This window comes from Streptomyces sp. WMMC500 (assembly GCF_027497195.1).
GTDB lineage: Bacteria > Actinomycetota > Actinomycetes > Streptomycetales > Streptomycetaceae > Streptomyces.
On sequence record NZ_CP114905.1, the window covers coordinates 589,913 to 608,736 of the forward strand.

Annotated in this window: 14 protein-coding genes; 9 read left to right on the top strand and 5 right to left on the bottom strand. The window is 73.6% G+C overall.

The genetic code is table 11. The features are described from left to right. Positions 1-28: 28 nt before the first annotated feature. A complete protein-coding gene (locus O7599_RS02410) occupies positions 29-1,690 on the bottom strand; it encodes an acetolactate synthase large subunit (RefSeq protein ID WP_281620389.1) in 1,662 nt (553 codons plus the stop codon). A gap of 188 nt (positions 1,691-1,878) precedes the next feature. Between O7599_RS02410 and O7599_RS02415 the strand changes: the two genes are divergently transcribed. Further along, on the top strand, positions 1,879-4,128 hold the full coding sequence (locus tag O7599_RS02415; RefSeq protein ID WP_281623256.1) for an ATP-binding domain-containing protein: 2,250 nt from the start codon (positions 1,879-1,881) through the stop codon (positions 4,126-4,128). A gap of 120 nt (positions 4,129-4,248) precedes the next feature. Here O7599_RS02415 and O7599_RS02420 read toward each other — a convergent pair whose 3' ends face one another. From O7599_RS02420 to O7599_RS02435, 4 genes are read right to left on the bottom strand one after another with little or no spacing between them, the layout of a single operon-like run. After that, entirely contained in the window at positions 4,249-6,687 is a 2,439-nt protein-coding gene (locus tag O7599_RS02420; protein WP_281620390.1) for a glycoside hydrolase family 3 N-terminal domain-containing protein, read from the bottom strand. Next, on the bottom strand, positions 6,684-7,502 hold the full coding sequence (locus O7599_RS02425) for a carbohydrate ABC transporter permease (protein ID WP_281620391.1): 819 nt from the start codon (positions 7,500-7,502) through the stop codon (positions 6,684-6,686). Before O7599_RS02425 ends, O7599_RS02420 begins: the two co-directional genes overlap by 4 nt. Further along, complete coding sequence (locus O7599_RS02430; RefSeq protein WP_281620392.1) at positions 7,502-8,449, bottom strand: sugar ABC transporter permease; 948 nt, start codon at positions 8,447-8,449, stop codon at positions 7,502-7,504. The genes O7599_RS02425 and O7599_RS02430 overlap by 1 nt, the downstream gene beginning before the upstream one ends. Before the next feature lie 7 nt (positions 8,450-8,456). After that, positions 8,457-9,758, bottom strand: a complete 1,302-nt coding sequence (locus O7599_RS02435; protein WP_281620393.1) for an extracellular solute-binding protein — start codon at positions 9,756-9,758, stop codon at positions 8,457-8,459. Between the two features lie 141 nt (positions 9,759-9,899). On the opposite strand from O7599_RS02435, the gene O7599_RS02440 reads away from it, so the two are divergent. The 8 genes from O7599_RS02440 to O7599_RS02475 all read left to right on the top strand — a co-directional run bounded on the left by O7599_RS02440 (position 9,900) and on the right by O7599_RS02475 (position 18,414). Further along, positions 9,900-10,934, top strand: coding sequence for a LacI family DNA-binding transcriptional regulator (locus O7599_RS02440; RefSeq protein WP_281620394.1), 1,035 nt, complete (start codon positions 9,900-9,902; stop codon positions 10,932-10,934). A 182-nt stretch (positions 10,935-11,116) separates the two neighbouring features. Then, positions 11,117-12,085, top strand: coding sequence for a polysaccharide lyase family 1 protein (locus tag O7599_RS02445; protein ID WP_281620395.1), 969 nt, complete (start codon positions 11,117-11,119; stop codon positions 12,083-12,085). A gap of 309 nt (positions 12,086-12,394) precedes the next feature. After that, positions 12,395-13,528 (top strand): PQQ-dependent sugar dehydrogenase, encoded by a 1,134-nt coding sequence (locus O7599_RS02450; RefSeq protein ID WP_281620396.1) that lies wholly within the window; start codon positions 12,395-12,397, stop codon positions 13,526-13,528. A 97-nt stretch (positions 13,529-13,625) separates the two neighbouring features. After that, a complete protein-coding gene (locus O7599_RS02455) occupies positions 13,626-14,561 on the top strand; it encodes an SDR family oxidoreductase (RefSeq protein WP_281620397.1) in 936 nt (311 codons plus the stop codon). Next, positions 14,558-15,097 carry a carboxymuconolactone decarboxylase family protein gene (locus O7599_RS02460; RefSeq protein ID WP_281620398.1) on the top strand — a complete coding sequence of 180 codons (540 nt, stop codon included), beginning with the start codon at positions 14,558-14,560 and terminating at the stop codon, positions 15,095-15,097. Before O7599_RS02455 ends, O7599_RS02460 begins: the two co-directional genes overlap by 4 nt. A 313-nt stretch (positions 15,098-15,410) precedes the next feature. Beyond that, a complete protein-coding gene (locus O7599_RS02465) occupies positions 15,411-16,826 on the top strand; it encodes a sulfatase-like hydrolase/transferase (RefSeq protein WP_281620399.1) in 1,416 nt (471 codons plus the stop codon). Positions 16,827-16,862: 36 nt separating this feature from the next. Continuing rightward, positions 16,863-17,396, top strand: coding sequence for a winged helix-turn-helix domain-containing protein (locus tag O7599_RS02470; protein WP_281620400.1), 534 nt, complete (start codon positions 16,863-16,865; stop codon positions 17,394-17,396). A gap of 106 nt (positions 17,397-17,502) precedes the next feature. Further along, positions 17,503-18,414 (top strand): LLM class flavin-dependent oxidoreductase, encoded by a 912-nt coding sequence (locus O7599_RS02475; RefSeq protein WP_281620401.1) that lies wholly within the window; start codon positions 17,503-17,505, stop codon positions 18,412-18,414. Positions 18,415-18,824: the final 410 nt, after the last annotated feature.

An 18,824-nucleotide genomic window follows, 5' to 3' on the forward strand; every position in this document is an offset into this window, starting at 1 on the left:
CACGGCGGCGGGTGCGGAACGGGAGGGGTCAGAACGGGCCCTGGAGGGCGCCGAGCCGGTCGGTCAGCCGCAGGTTCTCGCTGTAGTCCACGGGGCAGGAGATGACGTCCACACCGTCGTGGGCGAGGGCGTCGCGCAGGACGGGCAGCAGCTCGTCGGCCGACTTCACGGCGTGCCCGCGGGCGCCGAAGCTCTCCGCGTAGGTCACCAGGTCCGGGTTGCCGAAGCGGGTGTGGGAGTGGCGCCCCATCTCCAGTTCCATCTTCCAGGTGATCAGCCCGTACTCGTCGTCGACGAGGACGAGCACGGTCATCGGGATGTTCTCGCGGACGGCGGTCTCCAGCTCCTGGGAGTTCATCAGGAACGCGCCGTCGCCCGTCATCGCCAGCACCTGCGCGTCGGGCCGGGCGAGCTTGGCGCCGATGGCGCCGGGCACCGCGAAGCCCATCGTGGACAGGCCGTTGGAGATCAGGCAGGTGTTGGGCTCGTACGTGGGGAAGAGCCGCGCCATCCACATCTTGCCGGCGCCGGTGTCGACCAGCACCACGTCCTCGCGGCCCAGCGCCTCGCGGACGTCGGCGACGACGCGCTGCGGGGCGAGCGGGAAGGCGGAGTTGCGGCGGCCGTGCGCCAGCTCCTCGGCGAGCAGGCCGCGGATGAGCCGGCCGTCGCCGCGGAACGTGCGGTCGACGGCGTCCGCGAGGCCGTCGAGCGCGGCGGAGGGGTCGCCGAGCACGCCGACCGCGACCGGGTAGTGGGCGTCGACCTCGGCCGGGAAGTGGTGCAGGTGCAGGATCTGCTTGTCGCCCTGCGGATTGATCTTTACCGGGTCGAACTCCTGCAGCTCGTACCCGACGCAGATGAGCACGTCGGCGTTGGCGAACCCGAAGTTGGTGTAGTCGTGGCGCATGAAGCCGACGGCGCCGAGGGCGTTGGGGTGGTCGTCGGGGAAGACGCCCTTGCCGTTGAAGGTGGTCGCCACCGGGATGTCGAGCCGCTCGGAGAAGCGGATCAGGGCGTCCGTGGCACCGGACCGGGTGGCGCCGTGGCCGGCCAGCAGGATGGGGCGCGCGGCGCCCGCCAGCACCTCGGCGGCCCGCTCCAGTTGCGCGGGGGCCGGGGCCTCCGGGCGCGGGCGGTTGATGGGCAGCGGGCTCAGCGGCGGGTCGGGCACGGCGCCCTCTATGTCCTCGGGCACCGCGAGGAACACCGCGCCGGGCCGCTCGCTCTGCGCGGTCTTGAACGCCTGGCGCACCATCTCCGGCACCGCGCCGGGGGCACGTACCTGCTGGGACCAGTCGGTGACCGGGGCGAACATCGCGGGCAGGTCGATGACCTGGTGCGACTCCTTGTGCACCCGGTCGAGACCGCCCTGCGCGGCGAGCGCGACCACCGGGGTGCTGTTGGTGTGCGCGTCGGCGACGCCGAGCAGCAGGTTGATGGCCCCGGGGCCGAGGGTCGCGGAGCACACCCCCGCGCGGCCGGTGATCCGGCCGTACATCTCCGCCATGAACGACGCGCCCTGCTCGTGGCGCACCAGGACGTAGTCGATGGACGGTGAGGCGTTGACGGCGTCGACGAAGCGGATGTTCTCCTCGCCCGGCACGCCGAAGACGTGGGTCACGCCCTCCGCCTCCAGGCAGCGCACCAGCAGGTGCGCCACGTCTTCGGGGGTGTCTGCAGTGCTCATGCCCCGAGCGTAACCCGCGGGGGCCCACGGGAAAGACCCCGCCGGAATTCGGTCGGGGCCTTGGAATGCTATGCTGGGGAATTCTCTGCGCCCATTCGTTACTTATGAACTAGCGCTGGAGGAAAGTGCGATGCGGGCATTCTATCCGTGGGGGAGCTGAATTGTCAAACGAGGTGCAGAACGAGGAAATGCGGCGGGAGCAGGAATTCCTTGACCTGCTCCAGCAGCGCCTCGCCGAGCTGCGCGAAGCCGCGGCGGCGGGCGTGCGGGCGGCGCTGGCCCGGGACGGGGGAAACACCCTGCAGGCCAGAGTGGAGCGCGACGTGCTCGTGGCCGAACAGTCCGGGCTGCTGGCCGCGTTCAACGCCGGCGAGCACGGCCTGTGCTTCGGCCGGCTGAGCTTCCGCGACGGCCGCGACCACCACATCGGCCGCATCGGCATCCGCGCGGACGACGAGGAGCGCACGCCGCTCGTCGTGGACTGGCGGGCGGACGTGGCCCGCCCCTTCTACCTCGCCACCGGCCACACGCCCATGGGCCTGCGCCGGCGGCGGCACATCTCCACCGAGGGCGGCGCCGGCGGCCAGCGGGTCACCGGCCTGCACGACGAGATCCTCGACCTCACCGACACCGAACGCACGGGCCTGGAGGGCGCCGACGCCGACGCGGTGCTGCTCGCCGCGCTGGACGCCGCCCGCACCGGCCGGATGCACGACATCGTGCAGACCATCCAGGCCGACCAGGACCGCATCATCCGCGCCCCGCACCGCGGCGTCCTCGTCGTCGAGGGCGGGCCCGGCACCGGCAAAACCGCCGTGGCCCTGCACCGCGCCGCCTTCCTGCTCTACGCCCACCGCGAGCAGCTCGCCCGCCGCGCCGTGCTCATCGTCGGCCCGAACCCGGCCTTCCTCGGGTACATCTCCGAGGTGCTGCCGGCGCTCGGCGAGACCGGCGTGCTGCTGGCCACCCCCGGCGAGCTGTTCCCCGGCGTCGACGCCAGCGGCACCGACACCCCCGCCGCCGCGGCGGTCAAGGGCGGCACGGCGATGGCGGACGCGCTCGCCGCGTACCTGAAGGACCGTCAGCGGCTGCCGGAGGAGACCGTCGTCATCGCGCACGAGGACGGCGAGCTGCACCTCGACCACTGGCTGGCCAACGCCGCCCGCCGGCGCGCCCGCGACACCGAGCTGCCGCACAACGCCGCCCAGCCGCACTTCGCCTTCAACGTCATCGACGGCCTGACCCGGCAGCTCGCCGACCGCCTCGGCGAGGACCCGTTCGGCGAGGAGAACCTGCTCGGCCCCGACGACATCGCCCAGCTCGGCAAGGCGGTCGCCGCCAACGAGGACGTGCACGCGGCCATCGCGGAGCTGTGGCCGCTGCTGACTCCCCAGGAACTCGTCGCGGACTTCCTCGCCGGGCCGGTGCATCTGCCGGAGCCGGACGCCGGGTTGATCCGCCGCGCCGGCGGACCCTGGACGCCGGCCGACGTGCCGCTGCTCGACGAGGCGGCGGAGCTGCTCGGGGACGACGGCCCGGCGCAGGCGGCGGCGCGGGCGCGCGCGGAGGCGGAGAGGCAGGAGCGGATCGCCTACGCGCAGGGCGTGCTGGAGATGTCGTACGGCTCGCGGACCCAGGAGTTCGAGGACCGCGACGACGACGAGGCGGAGGTGCTGGCCGCGCACGACCTCATCGACGCCGAGCGGCTGGCGGAGCGCCACGAGGAGGCCGACCACCGCACGGCGGCGGAGCGGGCGGCGGCGGACCGCACCTGGGCCTTCGGCCACATCATCGTCGACGAGGCGCAGGAGTTGTCGCCGATGGCGTGGCGGCTGCTGATGCGGCGCTGCCCGACCCGGTCGATGACGCTGGTCGGCGACCCGGCGCAGACCGCGGAGCCAGGGGCGTGCGGCACGTGGGAGGCGATCCTCGGCCCGTACGTGGACAAGCGCTTCGAGCAGATCACGCTGGGCGTCAACTACCGCACCCCGGCGGAGATCATGGACGTCGCGGCCGGGGTGGCGCGGGCGGAGCACCCCGGGTACGCGCCGCCGCGCTCGGTGCGCGCCACCGGGGTACGCCCCTGGGCGGAGCGCGCCGGGGAGTCGGCCGGCGCCGTGCCGGCGGCGGTCGCGGCGGCCGTGGCCCGGGAGTCGGGCGGCGCGGGGCGGCTGGCGGTGATCGCGCCGGGACCGCTGCTGCCGGCGCTGGCCGCGGCGTTGCCGGACGCGGCGGCGGGCGCGGCGCCGGATCTCACGCGGCCGGTCGTGCTGCTCGGGCCGCGGCAGGCGAAGGGGCTGGAGTTCGACACCGTGATCGTGGCGGAGCCGGCGCTCTTCGGGGGCAGCGACCTGTACGTGGCGCTGACCCGGGCCACCCAGCGCCTCGGCGTGGTGTACGCCGGCGCGCTGCCGGAGACGCTCGGCGGGCTCGCGTAGCGGGCCGGGAGGTCGGCGCGCCGCACCGGGACCGGGAGGAGGTCGGCGCGCCGCACCGGACCGGGAGGAGTCCGGTGCGGCGCGCCTTGCCCGGCCTGCGGCCGGGCCGTCAGAGGGCTCTCACCCGCCGTGTGCCCCGTCCGGCGCGGCGGTCCCCGCGCCCGGGTCCCGGTGCGGGTCGAACTCCGCGTGCAGCCGGCGGGTGTGGTCGACGTACCGCGGCGGGCCGGTCAGCGTCACCGCCGCGGTGAGCCGCGGCTCCGCGCTCGACGCCGACAGCCGCAGCTCCAGCGCGCCCGGCTCCACCACCCGGCGCCCGTCACGGCCGGTGAACGAGGCCACGTCGGCCGGCACGACCGCCCGCACCCGGCGCTCCTCCCCCGCGCGCAGCGCCACCCGGGTGTAGCCGACGAGGCGCTGCACCGGCTGCACGACGGAGGCCACGGGGTCGTGCAGATAGAGCTGCACGATCTCGGTGCCGTCCCGCTCGCCGGTGTTGCGCACCGTGAACGACATCCTGAACTCGCCGTCCGTGGCACACTCCCCCGTCTCCACGGCGAGGGCGGACCACGCGAACGTCGTGTACGCCAGCCCGTGGCCGAACGCGAACGCCGCGGTCGGGTCGACGTTGGACACCTCGGTGGCCTGGCCCAGCCGGGGCGCGAGGTACGTGCTCGGCTGCGCCCCCGGGCCTCGCGGCACGCTGACGGGCAGCCGGCCCGACGGGTTCGTGCGCCCGGCGAGCACGCCGGCCACCGCCGTCGTGCCCTCCTCGCCCGGGAAGAACGACTGCACGATCGCCGCCGCTTCGGCCACCGCCCGCCCCAGCGCGTACGGCCGTCCGGCCAGCAGCACGGGCACCACCGGCGTCCCGCTGTCCAGCAGGGCGTCGAGCAGTTCCTGCTGCACGCCCGGCAGCGCCACGGACTCCGCGTCGCAGCCCTCGCCGCTGGTGCCGCGGCCGAAGAGCCCGGCCCGGTCGCCGAGCGCCGCGATCACGACGTCGGCCTCGCGCGCGGTCCGTACGGCCTCGGCGATGCCGTCCGTCTCCGGTCCTTCGACGGTGCAGCCGGCGGCGACGGTGACGGTGGCGCCGGGGAACTCCCGCCGCAGCGCCTCGTGGAGCGTGGGCAGCCCGATCCCCACCGGGGTCCCGGCGTGCTTGACGCCGACGTGGACGGGGAACGAGTAGCAGCCGAGCACGGCGTGCGGATCCTCGGCGTTGGGGCCGACGAGGGCGATCCGGCGCGGCCGGTGCAGCGGCAGCGTGCCGTCGTTGGCGAGCAGCACCACGGCCTGCTCGGCGACCTCGCGGGCCAGCTCCCGGTTGGCGGCGGAGTCCAGGTCGACGGTGCCGCGCACCGCGTCCGGGTCCGCCGCGGCCCCGCCGGCGGAGGCCAGCGACTCCGGCACCGGTGACCAGCCGGCATCCAGCAGCCCGAGCCGCACCTTCTGCGTCAGCACCCGGGCGAGCGCGCGGTCGACCAGGCTCTCGTCGACCCGCCCGTCGTCGATCGCCGCGAGCAGCGGCGGCCCGAAGGTCTTGACGGTCGGCAGCTCCACGTCCACCCCGGCGGCCAGCGCGGCGCCGGCGGCGCCGGCCCAGTCGCCGGCCACGCCGTGCAGCGTGCGCAGGAAGGAGATGCCGAAGTAGTCGGCCACGACGGTGCCGTCGAAGCCCCAGGTGTCCCGCAGCAGCCCGGTCAGCAGGTGTGCGTCGGCCGCCGCGGGCACGCCGTCGGTGTCGGTGTACGAGCTCATCACCGACCCCGCGCCGCTCTCCCGCAGTGCCATCTCGAACGGCGGGAGCAGCACGTCCGCGCGCTCGCGCTCGCCCGCGGCGACCGGCGCGAGGTTGCGCCCGCCGCGCGAGGCGGAGTAGCCGACGAAGTGCTTGAGCGTGGCGATGACGCCGGCGGACTGCAGGCCCTGGATGTACGCGGTGGCGACGGTGCCGACGAGGTAGGGATCCTCGCCGATGGTCTCCTCCACCCGGCCCCAGCGCAGGTCGCGTACGACGTCCAGCACCGGCGCGAGCCCCTGGTGCACGCCCACGGCGCGCATGTCCCGTCCGATGGCCGCGGCCATCCGCCGCACCAGCGCCGGGTCGAACGTCGCGCCCCAGGACAGCGGCACGGGGTACGCGGTCGCGCCCCAGGTCGCGAAGCCGGCCAGGCACTCCTCGTGGGCCAGGGCCGGGATGCCGAAGCGGCCGGCGGACACGACCCGGGCCTGGGTGCGCATCAGGGACAGCGCGCCGACCGCTGGGTCGACGGGCGCGGTGCCGAAGGGCCGGGTCAACTGCCCGAGGCCGGCCGGGAGCAGGGCGCCGAGGTCGGGGGGTTCCTCCATCTCGTGCTGGTACGGGGCCACTTCGCCGCCCTCCGCGGAGGCGCCGACCCAGACCCCGAAGAGCTGGGCGACTTTCTCCTCGACGGTCATGGCGGCGATCAGCGCCGTGACGCGGGTGCCGATGTCGTGTGCGGGGTCGTTCCACACGGGGGTGGCCGTGTCCGGGGAATCTGCCCGGGGCGTCTCAACTGCCACGTTCGCGGTCACTTTCCTCCGACGCCCATGAGGCCCTGGACCAGGGCACGCCGGGCGAACAGGTAGACGAGCAGGACGGGGATCATCGACAGGAGCACGGCGGCCAGCAGCCCGGGCGCGTCGATCCCGCGCTCGGTCTGGAAGTTGAAGAGGCCGAGCGTGATCACCTTGGATTCTTCGGACTGGGTCAGGACGAGCGGGAACAGGAAGCCGTTCCACGCCTGGAGGGCGGAGAAGACCACGATGGTGGCGAGCCCGCCGCGGGAGAGCGGGAGCACCAGTTGGAAGAACATCCGCCGGGGGGTGGCGCCGTCCATGGCCATGGCTTCGAACAGCTCCCGGGAGATGTCCCGCATGGTCCCGCTCAGGATGAGCGTGGAGACGGGAAGGGCGAAGGCGGCCGTGGGCAGGATGACGCCGATGAGGTTGTCGTAGAGCCCCGCCTCGCTGATGAGGTAGAACATCGGGATGATCACGGCCTGCAGCGGGATGGCGAGGCCGAGCAGGAAGAGCCGGAAGACGCCGGTGGTGACGCGGCCACGGCTGCGCACGATGGAGTACGACAGCGGCGGCACCAGCAGCAGCACGATGCCGACGACGCAGACGGTGACGAGCAGGGTGTTGAGGAAGTACCGGCCGAAGCCGGTGTCGAAGGCGCCGGTGAAGTTGTCGAAGGTGACGTCGGTCGGCAGGCCGAGCGGACCGCCCTGGACGAAGTCCGACTGGGTCTTCAGCGTCGCCGTGACCATCACGTACAGCGGCAGGCCGATGAGGAAGAGCCAGATCAGCGAGCCCGCGCCGGCGAGGTAGTGGGGACGTCGCCTCATCACAGGCCCTCCGTCGTGCTGCGCATCTTGTCGTAGCCGGACAGCCGCACCATGATCAGGGAGATGGCCGTCGCCGCCAGGACCAGGACGAGCGCGACGGTCGCGCCGGCGCCGTAGTCGAAGCTCTTGAACGCCTCTTCGTACATGTAGTAAGCGCTGATGGTGGTGTCGGTGCCCGGGCCGCCCTGGGTGAGGATCAGGACGGTCTCGAAGGTGGTGAGCCCGCCGACGACCATGAGGATCATCGACGTCATGATCGCGTTGCGCAACTGCGGGAGCGTGACGTGGAAGAACTGCCGGTAGCGCCCGGCCCCGTCGATCTCCGCCGCCTGGTAGAGCACCGGCGGGATGGCCCGCGCGGCACCCTGGTAGATCAGGGTGTGGAACGGGGTGAACTGCCAGGTGCTGACGAAGGCCAGGACGCCGATCGCGGATGCCTGCTCGCCGAAGAGGTTGCCGTCCCCGAAGAGCCAGGTGGCCTCGGCGGGCACGCCGAAGTTCGGGTCGAGCAGGGCGCGCCAGACGACGGACACGGCGGTGGCGGACAGCAGCAGCGGGACGAAGTAGACGGCCGAGAGCACCGCGCGGTTCTTCTGGGTGCCCGCAGCCCAGACGCCGAGCATGATGCTCAGCGGCGTCTGGAGCACCACGCCGAGCGCGGTGAGCAGCAGGCTCAGCCAGATGCTCTTGATCATCACGGGGTCGTCGAAGACCCGCCGCCAGTTGTCGAACCCGGTGAACTCCGGGTCGCCGATGCCGTCCCAGGACATGAAGGACAGCACCGCGACCATGAGCAGCGGCACGACGGCGAAGGCGGCGAAGAACAGCGTGGCGGGGGCCGCCCAGAGGAATCCCGGGCGACCCACGTCGGCCACGTTCGTGGTCGGCGTCCGCCGCCGCTTCACGGGCGGAGCGGCGGGGCGGACGCGCGTTTTCTGTATGGTCATGGAGTCGTCAGGAGGTCGGCAGGGCCTGCATGGCCGAGATGAAGCCGTCCTCGTCGAGCTGTCCGTTGAAGAACTGCTGAACGGCCTTGTGCATGTCGGTGGCGGCGGACTGCGGGTACGCCTGGTCCCAGGAGAGCTGGAAGTGCGGCGCCTTCTCGACCAGGTCGTACTGGAACGTCGAGTACTCGGGGCTGGCCGCCTGGTCGAGGAAGTCGGGCGTGTTGGTCGTGGTGGGCAGGTTGCCGATGGACAACTGGTCCTTCACGAACGTGTCGGAGTACATGAGCCCCAGGAACTCCGCGATGGCCTCGGGGTGCTCGGCCTTCTTCATCACCGAGTAGTAGTTGTTGGTGTTGCCCGCGAGGTTCTCCGGGTCGCCCTTGCCGCCGTCGACCGTCGGGAAGGCGCTGTAGCCGAGGTCCTCGGCGGCGAACTTCTCATCCAGGCTCTGCTGGGTGGAGTAGTACCAGGAGCCCATGAGCTCGAAGCCCGCCTTGCCGGACGCGACGAGCTGCGGAGAGCCGTTGTTGGTGAACTTCACCGAGTCGTACGTCTCGCCGAAGGCGCCGGTCTCGACGAGTTCGCGGATCATGCCGAGCGCCTTCCGGCTGTCCTCGCTCTCCCAGGCCTCATTGTCGCCGTCCAGCGCCTTCTGGAACAGCTCGGGGCCGGCGATGCGGTCGTAGAGGTACTGGAACCACATCTGCGTGGGCCACTGGTCGCCGCCGCCGAGCGCGATCGGGGTGACGCCGGAGTCCTTGAGCTTCTCCACCGCGTCGAGCAGGTCGTCCCAGGTCTCGGGCGGCTGCACCCCTGCCTCGTCGAGCACCTTCTTGTTGTGGAAGAGCATCACGGGCTGGGTGCCGCGCATAGGGATGCCGTACGCCTTGCCGTCCACGACCGAGGCGTCGAAGACCGAGGGGAGGAAGTTGTCCTTCAGGCCGGGGTCCTTCTTGATGAAGTCGTCCAGCGGGAGCAGCAGGTCCGCGTCGACGAACGGCTTGATGCTGCCGCCGCCCCAGTGGAAGAAGACATCGGGGGCCTGCGGGGTGCTGATGATCGTCTGCAGTTTCTGCTGGTACTCGGCGCCCGGGATGGTGTCCAGACGGGCCTTGACCTTGGACGTCTTGTTGAACTCGGCGACGAGCTTCTCCTCCACCTTGTTGGTGGCGTCGCCGTAGACGAGGACGGTGAACTCGTTCTCGCCGGAGCCCGACCCGCCGTCGTCGCCGCACGCCGCCAGGGTCAGCGCGAGCCCCAGCGCACAGCCGCCGGCGAGTATGCGGGGCATCCGCCTTCGAGTCTTCATACGTATGCCTCTCGAAAATTTCGTCCAGATCACCGAAAGTCGATGTAGGGCTGGACAGTAGGCGAGCCGCCGCAGACGGTCAACGGGCCTGCGGCCGCGCGACCAAACCGTTACCGCTGACCGTGCCTTATCCTTCGAACCATGCGTGAAGACGACGACGTGGACGGCCGTGTGACCCTGGCCGAGGTAGCGACTCAGGCCGGGGTGTCTCTCTCGACGGTTTCGAAAGTTCTCAACGGCCGATCCGATGTCTCCCGGCCCACGCGCACGAAAGTCGAGCAACTGCTGGAGACGCACGGGTACCGCCGCCGGGCCCAGGCCGCCCCGCAGGCGCCGCTCATCGAGCTGGTCTTCCACGAGCTGGAGAGCGTCTGGGCGATGGAGCTGATCCGCGGCGTGGAGAACGTCGCCAAGCAGAACCACGCGAGCGTCGTGCTCACCGAGAGCGGGACGCGGCACGCGCCGGACCCCGACTGGATCGAGGGCGTCCTGCGGCGCCGCCCGCTGGGCGTGGTGCTGGTCTTCTCCACCCTTCCCGACCGGGTGAAGAGGCAACTGCGCTCGCGCGCGATCCCGTTCGTCATCGTCGACCCTGCGGGCGACCCGGAGCCCGACGTGCCGTCCGTCGGCTCCGCCAACTGGTCCGGCGGCATGGCCGCCACCCGCCACCTCGTCGAGCAGGGCCACCGGCGGATCGCCATCATCACCGGGCCCGAGGACATGATGTGCTCACTCGCGCGACTCGACGGCTACCGTTCGGCGATGGCCATGGCCGGCCTCGACGTCGACCCGGCCCACGTACGCTACGGCGACTTCCACGTCCAGGGCGGCTTCGACCACGCCATGGAGCTGCTCGACGGGCCCGGCCGGCCCACCGCCGTGTTCGCCGGCAGCGACCTGCAGGCCCTCGGGGTGCTGGAGGCGGCCCGGCTGAAGGGGCTGAGCGTGCCGGACGAGCTGTCGGTCGTCGGCTACGACGACGTGCCCCTGGCCCAGTGGTCGAGCCCCGCCCTCACCACCGTCCACCAGCCGCTGCGGCAGATGGCGGAGGAGGCGGCGCAGATGCTGCTGCGCCCGCGCGAGCCGGGCAAGGGGGCGCTGCGCATGGAGCTGGCCACCCGGCTGGTGGTGCGGCAGAGCACGGCGGCGCCCCCGGCACCGGCGGCCCACCCGTAGCCGCCGCCCTTCCCTCTCCCCCGGCCAGGCCGAAGTCCCGTACGCCGCCCGGGGTTTCGTACCCGTTCCCCGGGTTGCCCGGCAACCTCGCGCCGTCCGGTGGCGACCCACGGCCGGAGCGTGCCGCCGCCAGGCGGGCGCGCATTCCCCCACCCGCATACGTACCGGACGGAGAGCAGCTCATGCGCACGCACAGGAGGAAGCCCCGCACCACGTTGATGGTCGCCGCCGCGACGGCCACCGCCGCCGCCACCGCCGCCCTGCTGGTCCCGGGCGCGATGGCCGACGAGCCCGCCCCGGCCGCCGCGGCCTCGCCCCTCGGCTTCGGCGCCGGCACCACCGGCGGGGCCGGCGGCCCCACCGTCAGGGTCTCGGACGCGGCCGCGTTCACCGCGGCGGTGCAGAGCGACGGCCCGCGGATCGTCGAGGTCAACGGCACCATCCAGCTCGGCGACATGACCAAGGTCGCCTCCGACAAGACCATCGTCGGCGTGGGCACGAACGGCCGTATCAGCGGCGGCGGCGGGCTGAACATCAGCGAGGTCAGCAACGTCATCGTGCAGAACATGACCATCTCCGGCAGCGACGACGACAACGTCAACGTCCAGTACGCCACCGACGTCTGGCTGGACCACAACACGCTCACGGACGCGAGCGACGGCAACCTGGACATCAAGCGCGCGTCGGACGCCATCACGGTCTCCTGGAACCACTTCCACGGCCAGGACAAGAACGCGCTGCTCGGCCACAGCGACGACAACGCGGGCGAGGACGCCGACGCCCTGCACGTCACGTACGCCTTCAACTGGTTCGACGGCACCAACCAGCGCAACCCGCGGGTCCGCTTCGGCAACCCGGTGCACGTGCTCAACAACTACTACGACGACATCGGCTCCTACGGCGTCGCCTCCACCGAGGACGCCGGCGTGCTGATCGAGGGCAACTACTTCGAGAACACCGAGGACCCCTTCCACCTCGGCGAGGCCAGCTCCGGCCCCGGCACGATCGAGGCCCGCGACAACCACTTCGTCAGCTCCGGCACGGGCGAGGCCGGCGGCTCCGTCGCGGACATCCCGTACGACTACGACGTGCAGCCGGCCGCCGGCGTCAAGGGCACCGTGACCGGCGGCGCCGGCGTCGGCAACCTCTGAGAGCGGCGCCGCGTGCCGCGGCCGGGCCGCGGGACACGTCCTGCCCCTCCCGCGGCGCGGAGTCCCCCGCGGCGCGCGGCGCTTCCCGGGTGCACGGCACCCGGCACCGTCCGACTCCCCGGCACACAGCCGGCATTGCGGACAGCACCAGGACAACCGGACAAGGGGCCCCCGGCGGGCCGAGGTTGCGGTATTCATCGGGAACGGCGCGCGGGATATCCTCCTGCGCACCAGGGGCATCCCCCGACCAGTGCGAGCGCACGCACCGTTCCCCCACGACGCCCTCAACCCCACCCCAGGAGGGTCACCATGAGAGTGCGCACCATCTCGGCGATCGCCGCCGGGTTCTGCCTCGCCGTCTCCGGCATCGCGCTGTCCGCGGCCAGCGCGGATCCGCCCGCCGACACCGCCCAGGCGTCGGTCGAGCTGACGACCGTGGCCGAGGCCCGGAACCCGAGCGCGGGCGCCGCGGGTCCCGGCGACACCGTCTGGATCGCCGAACGCGCCGGCACGGTCCGGGTCCTGGACGACTCCGGCCTCGGCGAGCCCGTGCTCGACATCTCGGACGAGACGACGACGGACGGCGAGCGCGGGCTCCTCGGCATCGCCTTCGACCCCGGGTTCGAGCACTTCTACGTCTCCTTCACCGACCAGGAAGGCACCAGCACGATCGACGAGTTCGCGGTCGCCGACGGGGCTCTCGACCCCGGATCGCGGCGTACCGTCCTCACCCAGGAGCAGCCGTACTCCAACCACAACGGCGGCCAGATCGCGTTCGGCCCCGACGGGATGCTCTACATCGGTCTCGGCGACGGCGGCGCGGGCGGCGACCCGCACGACTACGGCCAGAACCTCGGCACCCTGCTCGGCAAGCTGCTGCGGATCGACCCGGCGGGTGGCGACCCGTACGCGATCCCCGAGGACAACCCCTTCGTCGACGACCCCCAGGCGCGCGGCGAGATCTGGGCGTACGGGCTGCGCAACCCCTGGCGGTTCTCCTTCGACGCCGAGACCGGCGACCTGTGGACCGGCGACGTCGGGCAGAACCGCGTCGAGGAGATCGACTACGCCCCGGGCGACAGCCCCGGCGGCGAGAACTACGGCTGGGGCCGGATGGAGGGCTCCGAGGTCTTCGACGGCGAGGAGCCGGCCAACCACGTGCCGCCGGTGCACGAGTACGGCCGGGACGGGCTCGGGTGCTCGGTCACCGGCGGGTTCGTCTACCGCGGCGAGGCGATCCCGGACCTGGCCGGCCAGTATCTGTTCAGCGACTACTGCGACGGCACCGTCCGCGCGCTGCAGGTCGAGAACGGCGAGGTCACCGGCGAGACCGACCTCGGCGTCAGCGGCGGCGAGGTGATCTCCTTCGTCCAGGGCGGCGACCGCGAGCTGTACGTGCTCGACATCGGCGGCCCGATCCAGCGCCTGGACCCGGCCGGGTAACACGCACGGCCCCGCGGGCCGCCGCAGCGCGGCCCGCGGGCACCGGTCGCCGCACGCCCCGTTCCGGTCGCGGGCGCGGCACGTTACCGTGCGGTAGATGAAGCGACCGGGGTTCAGGGACCTGACGGGACGACGGATCTTCGTCACCGGCGCGGCGGGCGGCATCGGCCGCGCCACCGCCGAACTGGCCGCGGCCCGCGGCGCCGAGCTCTTCCTCACCGACGTGGACGCGGACCGCCTCGACGCCACCGCCGCCCGGATCCGGTCCCGGGGCGGCGCCGTGCGCTACGCCGGCACCGCCGACATCGCCGACCTCGATGCCGTACGGGCCGTGGCCGACGGCGTGCACGCCGAGGCGGGCGGGCCGATGGACGTGGTGATGAACATCGCCGGGATCTCGGCGTGGGGCACCGTGGAGCATCTGGAGCACCGGCACTGGCGCGCCATGGTCGACGTCAACCTGATGGGTCCGGTGCACGTCATCGAGGCGTTCGTGCCGCCGATGATCGCGGCCGGCCGCGGCGGCCACCTGGTCAACGTCTCCTCGGCGGCGGGATTGCTCGGGCTGCCGTGGCACGCGGCGTACAGCGCGGGCAAGTTCGGGCTGCGCGGCGTCTCCGAGGTGCTGCGCTTCGACCTGCGCCGGCACGGCATCGGCGTGAGCCTGGTCTGCCCGGGCGCGGTGGACACGCCGCTGACCGAGACCGTGGAGATCGTCGGCGTGGACAAGGACAGCAAGGCGTTCAAGCGGCTCCAGGCGGGCTTCCGCAGACAGGCGGAGTCGCCGGAGGCGGTCGCCGGGATGATCCTCAGGGGAGTGGAGCGGAACCGCTACCTGGTGCACACCTCGGGGCGGGTAAGGGCCGCGCACGGGCTGCAGCGCGCGGCGCCGCCGCTGTACGCGCTCGCGATGCGGGCGATGAACGCCGCCACGCACCGGCTGCTGCGCCGCGCGGTCGTGCCGCCGCCCGAGCACCCCGCCGCACCGGCCGCCGGCCCGGCGGCGCGGCAGGCCGACCGGGACGCGCGGTGAGCGCGCCGCGCATCGCCCCCGGCGGGCGCCGCGACGTGGGCGCGGCGACCTGGCTGCTCAGCCGCGCGGCGGGCCGCGTCGGCGGCACCCGGCCGCCCGCGCTGTTCCTCGTCCTCGGCCGGCACCGCCGGCTGTTCCACGGCTGGCTGCGGTTCGCCGGCCGGCTGATGCCCCGCGGCACCCTGCCGCGCCGGGAGACGGAGCTGGTGATCCTGCGGGTGGCGCATCTGCGCTCCTGCGCGTACGAGTTCGAACACCACCGCAGGCTCGGCCGCCGCGCCGGGCTGACCCCCGTGGACGTCGCGCGCGTCGAGGCCGGCCCCGAGGCGGAGGGCTGGACGGAGCGGGAGCGGGCGCTGCTCGCCGCCGTCGACGCGCTGCACCGCGACCGGGACCTGGACGACGCGCTCTGGAGGCGGCTGCGCACCCACCTGGACGAGAAGGCGGCCATCGAACTGCTCCTGCTCGCCGGTCACTACGAGATGCTCGCGACGACCATCACCGCGCTGCGCCTGGAGCCCGACCCGCCCCGCTGACGGGCCCGCCACGCCCTGCCCGTACCCCCGTCCGAGGGGCGGCATTCAGTCGTTCCACAGTTTTCCGACCATTTTTCTAGGAAAATCATTGACGCAGGCCAGCGCGGTGCGCAGGATGGTGGGCATGTCCTCGACGCGGGCGCTTCTCTTCCGCCGCAGGCACGTCGACTTCTGTCACGTGGCCAGCGCCGTCTGCCGTCACGGCTAGCCGTCGGCCGACTCCTTCCGCACCCCTGACCCGCCCGCGCCGCGGCCGTCGCCGTCGGCGCGCCGGCGGGCCGGCTCCCCCCTGCCCCCCGTCTCCGGGAGACCCATGTCCTCCTCGCCGTCCCGCCGCGCCTTCGGCGGACTCCTGGGTTCCGCTGCGACCGCGGCCGCCCTCGGCACCGCCGCCCCGCCCGCCGCCGCCCAGACAGCCCAGACCCCCGAGACCCCGTTCCGCGCCGCCCCCGACCGCACGGCGCGGCGGCCCAACATCCTCTTCGTCCTCGCCGACGACCTCGGCTGGGCCGACCTCTCCAGCTACGGCTCCCCGCACATCCGTACCCCGCACCTCGACCGGCTCGCCCGCCAGGGCGTGCGGTTCACCCAGGCCTACGCGGGCTCCGCGACCTGCTCGCCGACCCGTTTCTCCCTCTACACCGGCCGGTACCCGGGCCGTACGGAGGGCGGGCTCGCCGAGCCGATCGCCGACAGGTCCGCGGGCCTGGCGCCCGGCCACCCGACGCTGGCGTCGCTGCTGCGCGACGCCGGGTACGACACGGCGCTCATCGGCAAGTGGCACTGCGGCTACCTGCCGGACTACAGCCCCACGCGCTCCGGCTGGGACAGCTTCTTCGGCAACTTCGGCGGCGCCCTGGACTACTACTCCAAGCTCGGCTCCGGGGGCGAGTACGACCTGTACGAGGGCGAGGTCGCCTACCGCGACCTGCGCTACTACACCAGAGTGCTCACCGAGCGCGCCATCCGGCACCTCCGCACCCGCGGCTCGCGGCCGTGGCTGCTGAACCTCAACTTCACCACCCCGCACTGGCCGTGGATCGCCGACGGCGACGAGACGGAGAGTGCCGAGATCGTCCGCCGCATCAAGGCCGGTGACCCCCGCGCGCTGTGGCACGCCGACGGGGGGTCGCTGGAGAAGTACCGCGAGATGGTCGAGGACCTCGACCGCTCGGTCGGCCAGGTGCTCGCCGCGCTGCGCTCCGGCGGCCAGGAGCGGGACACGCTGGTCGTCTTCGCCAGCGACAACGGCGGCGAGCGCTGGTCGCACCAGTGGCCGCTGTCCGGCGAGAAGGCGTCGCTGCAGGAGGGCGGGATACGCGTTCCGCAGATCGCCCGGTGGCCCGCGCGGCTCGACGGCGGCCAGGTCAGCCACGTGCCGCTGTACTCCCCCGACTGGACCGCGACGCTGCTGGAGCTCGGCGGCGCCCGCCCGGCCGCCTCCCACCCGCTGGACGGGCACAGCCTCGCCGGCTACCTGCTGCGCGGCGAGGACCCGCCCGCCCGCGACCTGTTCTGGCGGGTACGCGGCGAGCGGGCGCTGCGCCGCGGCGACTGGAAGTACCACCGCGGCAAGGACGGCGCGGACCACCTCTTCGACCTCGCCCACGACCCGCGCGAGCAGGCCGACAAGGCGTCCGTACGGCCCGGGTTGCTGGCCCGGCTGCGTACCGCGTGGGAGGAGACGGACGCCGGCCTGCTGCCGTACCCCGCGCGGGCCGCCGGCTGACCGGCCCCGCTCCGACCACCCGAAGGAGACCGACCGATGACCCACTCACTCCCCGCCCCGGCAGCCGGTGACGAAGCCGCGGGCGCCGCACGCCATCTGCGGCTGGTGCGCGAGCCCGCGCGGCACGGCGAGCGCACCGCGGACGGCGGGCCGCTCGTCGGCTACGTCGTGCTCGTGCCGGCGGGCCTCGACCCCGCGGAACTCCTCGCCGAGGGCGCCGACACCGCGCCGCTGCAGCGGGCGCCGCACAGCGCGGGACCGCCGGACCCGCCGCCCGGCGGCGGGCCCGTGCGCCTCGACGCGGAGCGCCGGGTGGCCGAGGTGGACGGCCGGCCGCTGGACCTGACGTTCCTGGAGTTCGAACTGCTCGCCCATCTCGTGGCCCATCCGCGGCGGGTGCACTCGCGCGAGTCGCTGGTGACCACCGTCTGGGGCTACAGCCACGTCGGCGACGGCCGCACCGTCGACGTCCACGTCGCGCGGCTGCGCCGCAAGCTCGGCACGGCACACCGGCACCGGATCGTGACCGTCCGGCGCATGGGCTACAAGTACGAGCCGATCGAGCCCTGACGCGCCCCCCGGCACCGCAGCGCCGCCCTCTCCCCCGCGCTTCCCTCTCCTGCCGGTCCTCTCCTGCCGGCCCTCTCCCTCCCCGACACCGGAAGACGAGTTCCCCATGGCCGCCCAACTCCACCTCTCCGCAGCCCTCGACGACGCCACCGCCGCCCGGCGCCCGGCCGGCGCGTGCCCGCCGCCGCCGTACGCGCGCTGGACCCGGCTGGTGCGCCTGGCCGAGCAGGGCGGGCTGGACTTCGTCACGCTCGACGGCGCGGGCGGCCCGGGCCGGCTGGACGTGCCGGCCGTGCTCGCCCTGGCCGCCGGCACCACCAGCCGCATCGGGCTCGTCCCGGCCGTCGCGGCGCTGCCCTCGGGGCGGCTCGCGCCGCTGACGTCCGCGGTGGCGCGTAGCGCCGTGGACGGCCGGACCGGCTGGCTGGTACGGACCGCGCTGCCCGGCGACGGCCCGTTCGGCACACGGGCGCACACCCCCGGCGCCCACGGCGCGCCGGGACGGCACCACGCCGCCCGCCGGCACCGGTCCGGCGCCCGGCCGCGCAGGCCCCACCGGCCGCCGGTGGCGATGGTGCTCGACGTGCACGGGCCCGACCGGCGGTGGCTGCAGGCCGCCCGGTACGCCGACGTGGTGCTCCTGGACGCCGAGCACCCGGCCGCCGCCCAGGTCTGCCGCGCGGCGCTCAAGCACCACGCGGCGGACGCGGGCCGTGACCCCCGGACCCTGCGGGTCCTGCTGCGCCTCGGGGTCGACCTCGGCCGCGGCGGCGGGCGCGGGCTGCGGCCCCGGGCGGAGACCCTGCACTTCGCGGGGCCGCCGGCCGGACTGGCCGGAGTGCTGGCGGAGTGGCACGCGGAAGGGGTGGCCGACGGGTTCCACCTGCTGCCGGCGCACGCGGCCACCGACCTGCTCGCGGTCGTGTACGGGCTGGTGCCCAGGCTGCGCGAGCGCGGGGTGTTCCGCTCCGGCTACCGCGGGCGGACGCTCCGCGAGCACCTGGCGCCGACCGCCTGACCGCCGGCCCCCGCGGGAGGACCGGGGCGCCGGCAACGCGGCGGCCCCGTACGGCTCGGCGAGCCGTACGGGGCCGCTGCCGTCCCCGCCGGCGTGTCCCGGGAGCGACCCGCCGGCGGTGCAGGCGCCGGCCGGGGCTTCACGGGGGGCGTACGCCGGTCACGTACGCGCGCGTCGGTGCGCCAGGACGAGCGCGCGCGGACGGCGGACGGGGAGCAGGGCCCTTCGCACTCCTCCGGGTTCGCGAAGGGCCCTGCCCGTCTCTGGGGAGCCCGGCGCGCGGCCCGCGTCTCAGCGGTCCGGTCGTCGGCTCCCACCGATTCCTAGTATTCCCATCGGTGTGCTAGGAATTATGGGAGCAGTAGCCTCGTCGCGTCAACAGGTGCCCGGGGGTGGACCGGTCCCCAGGA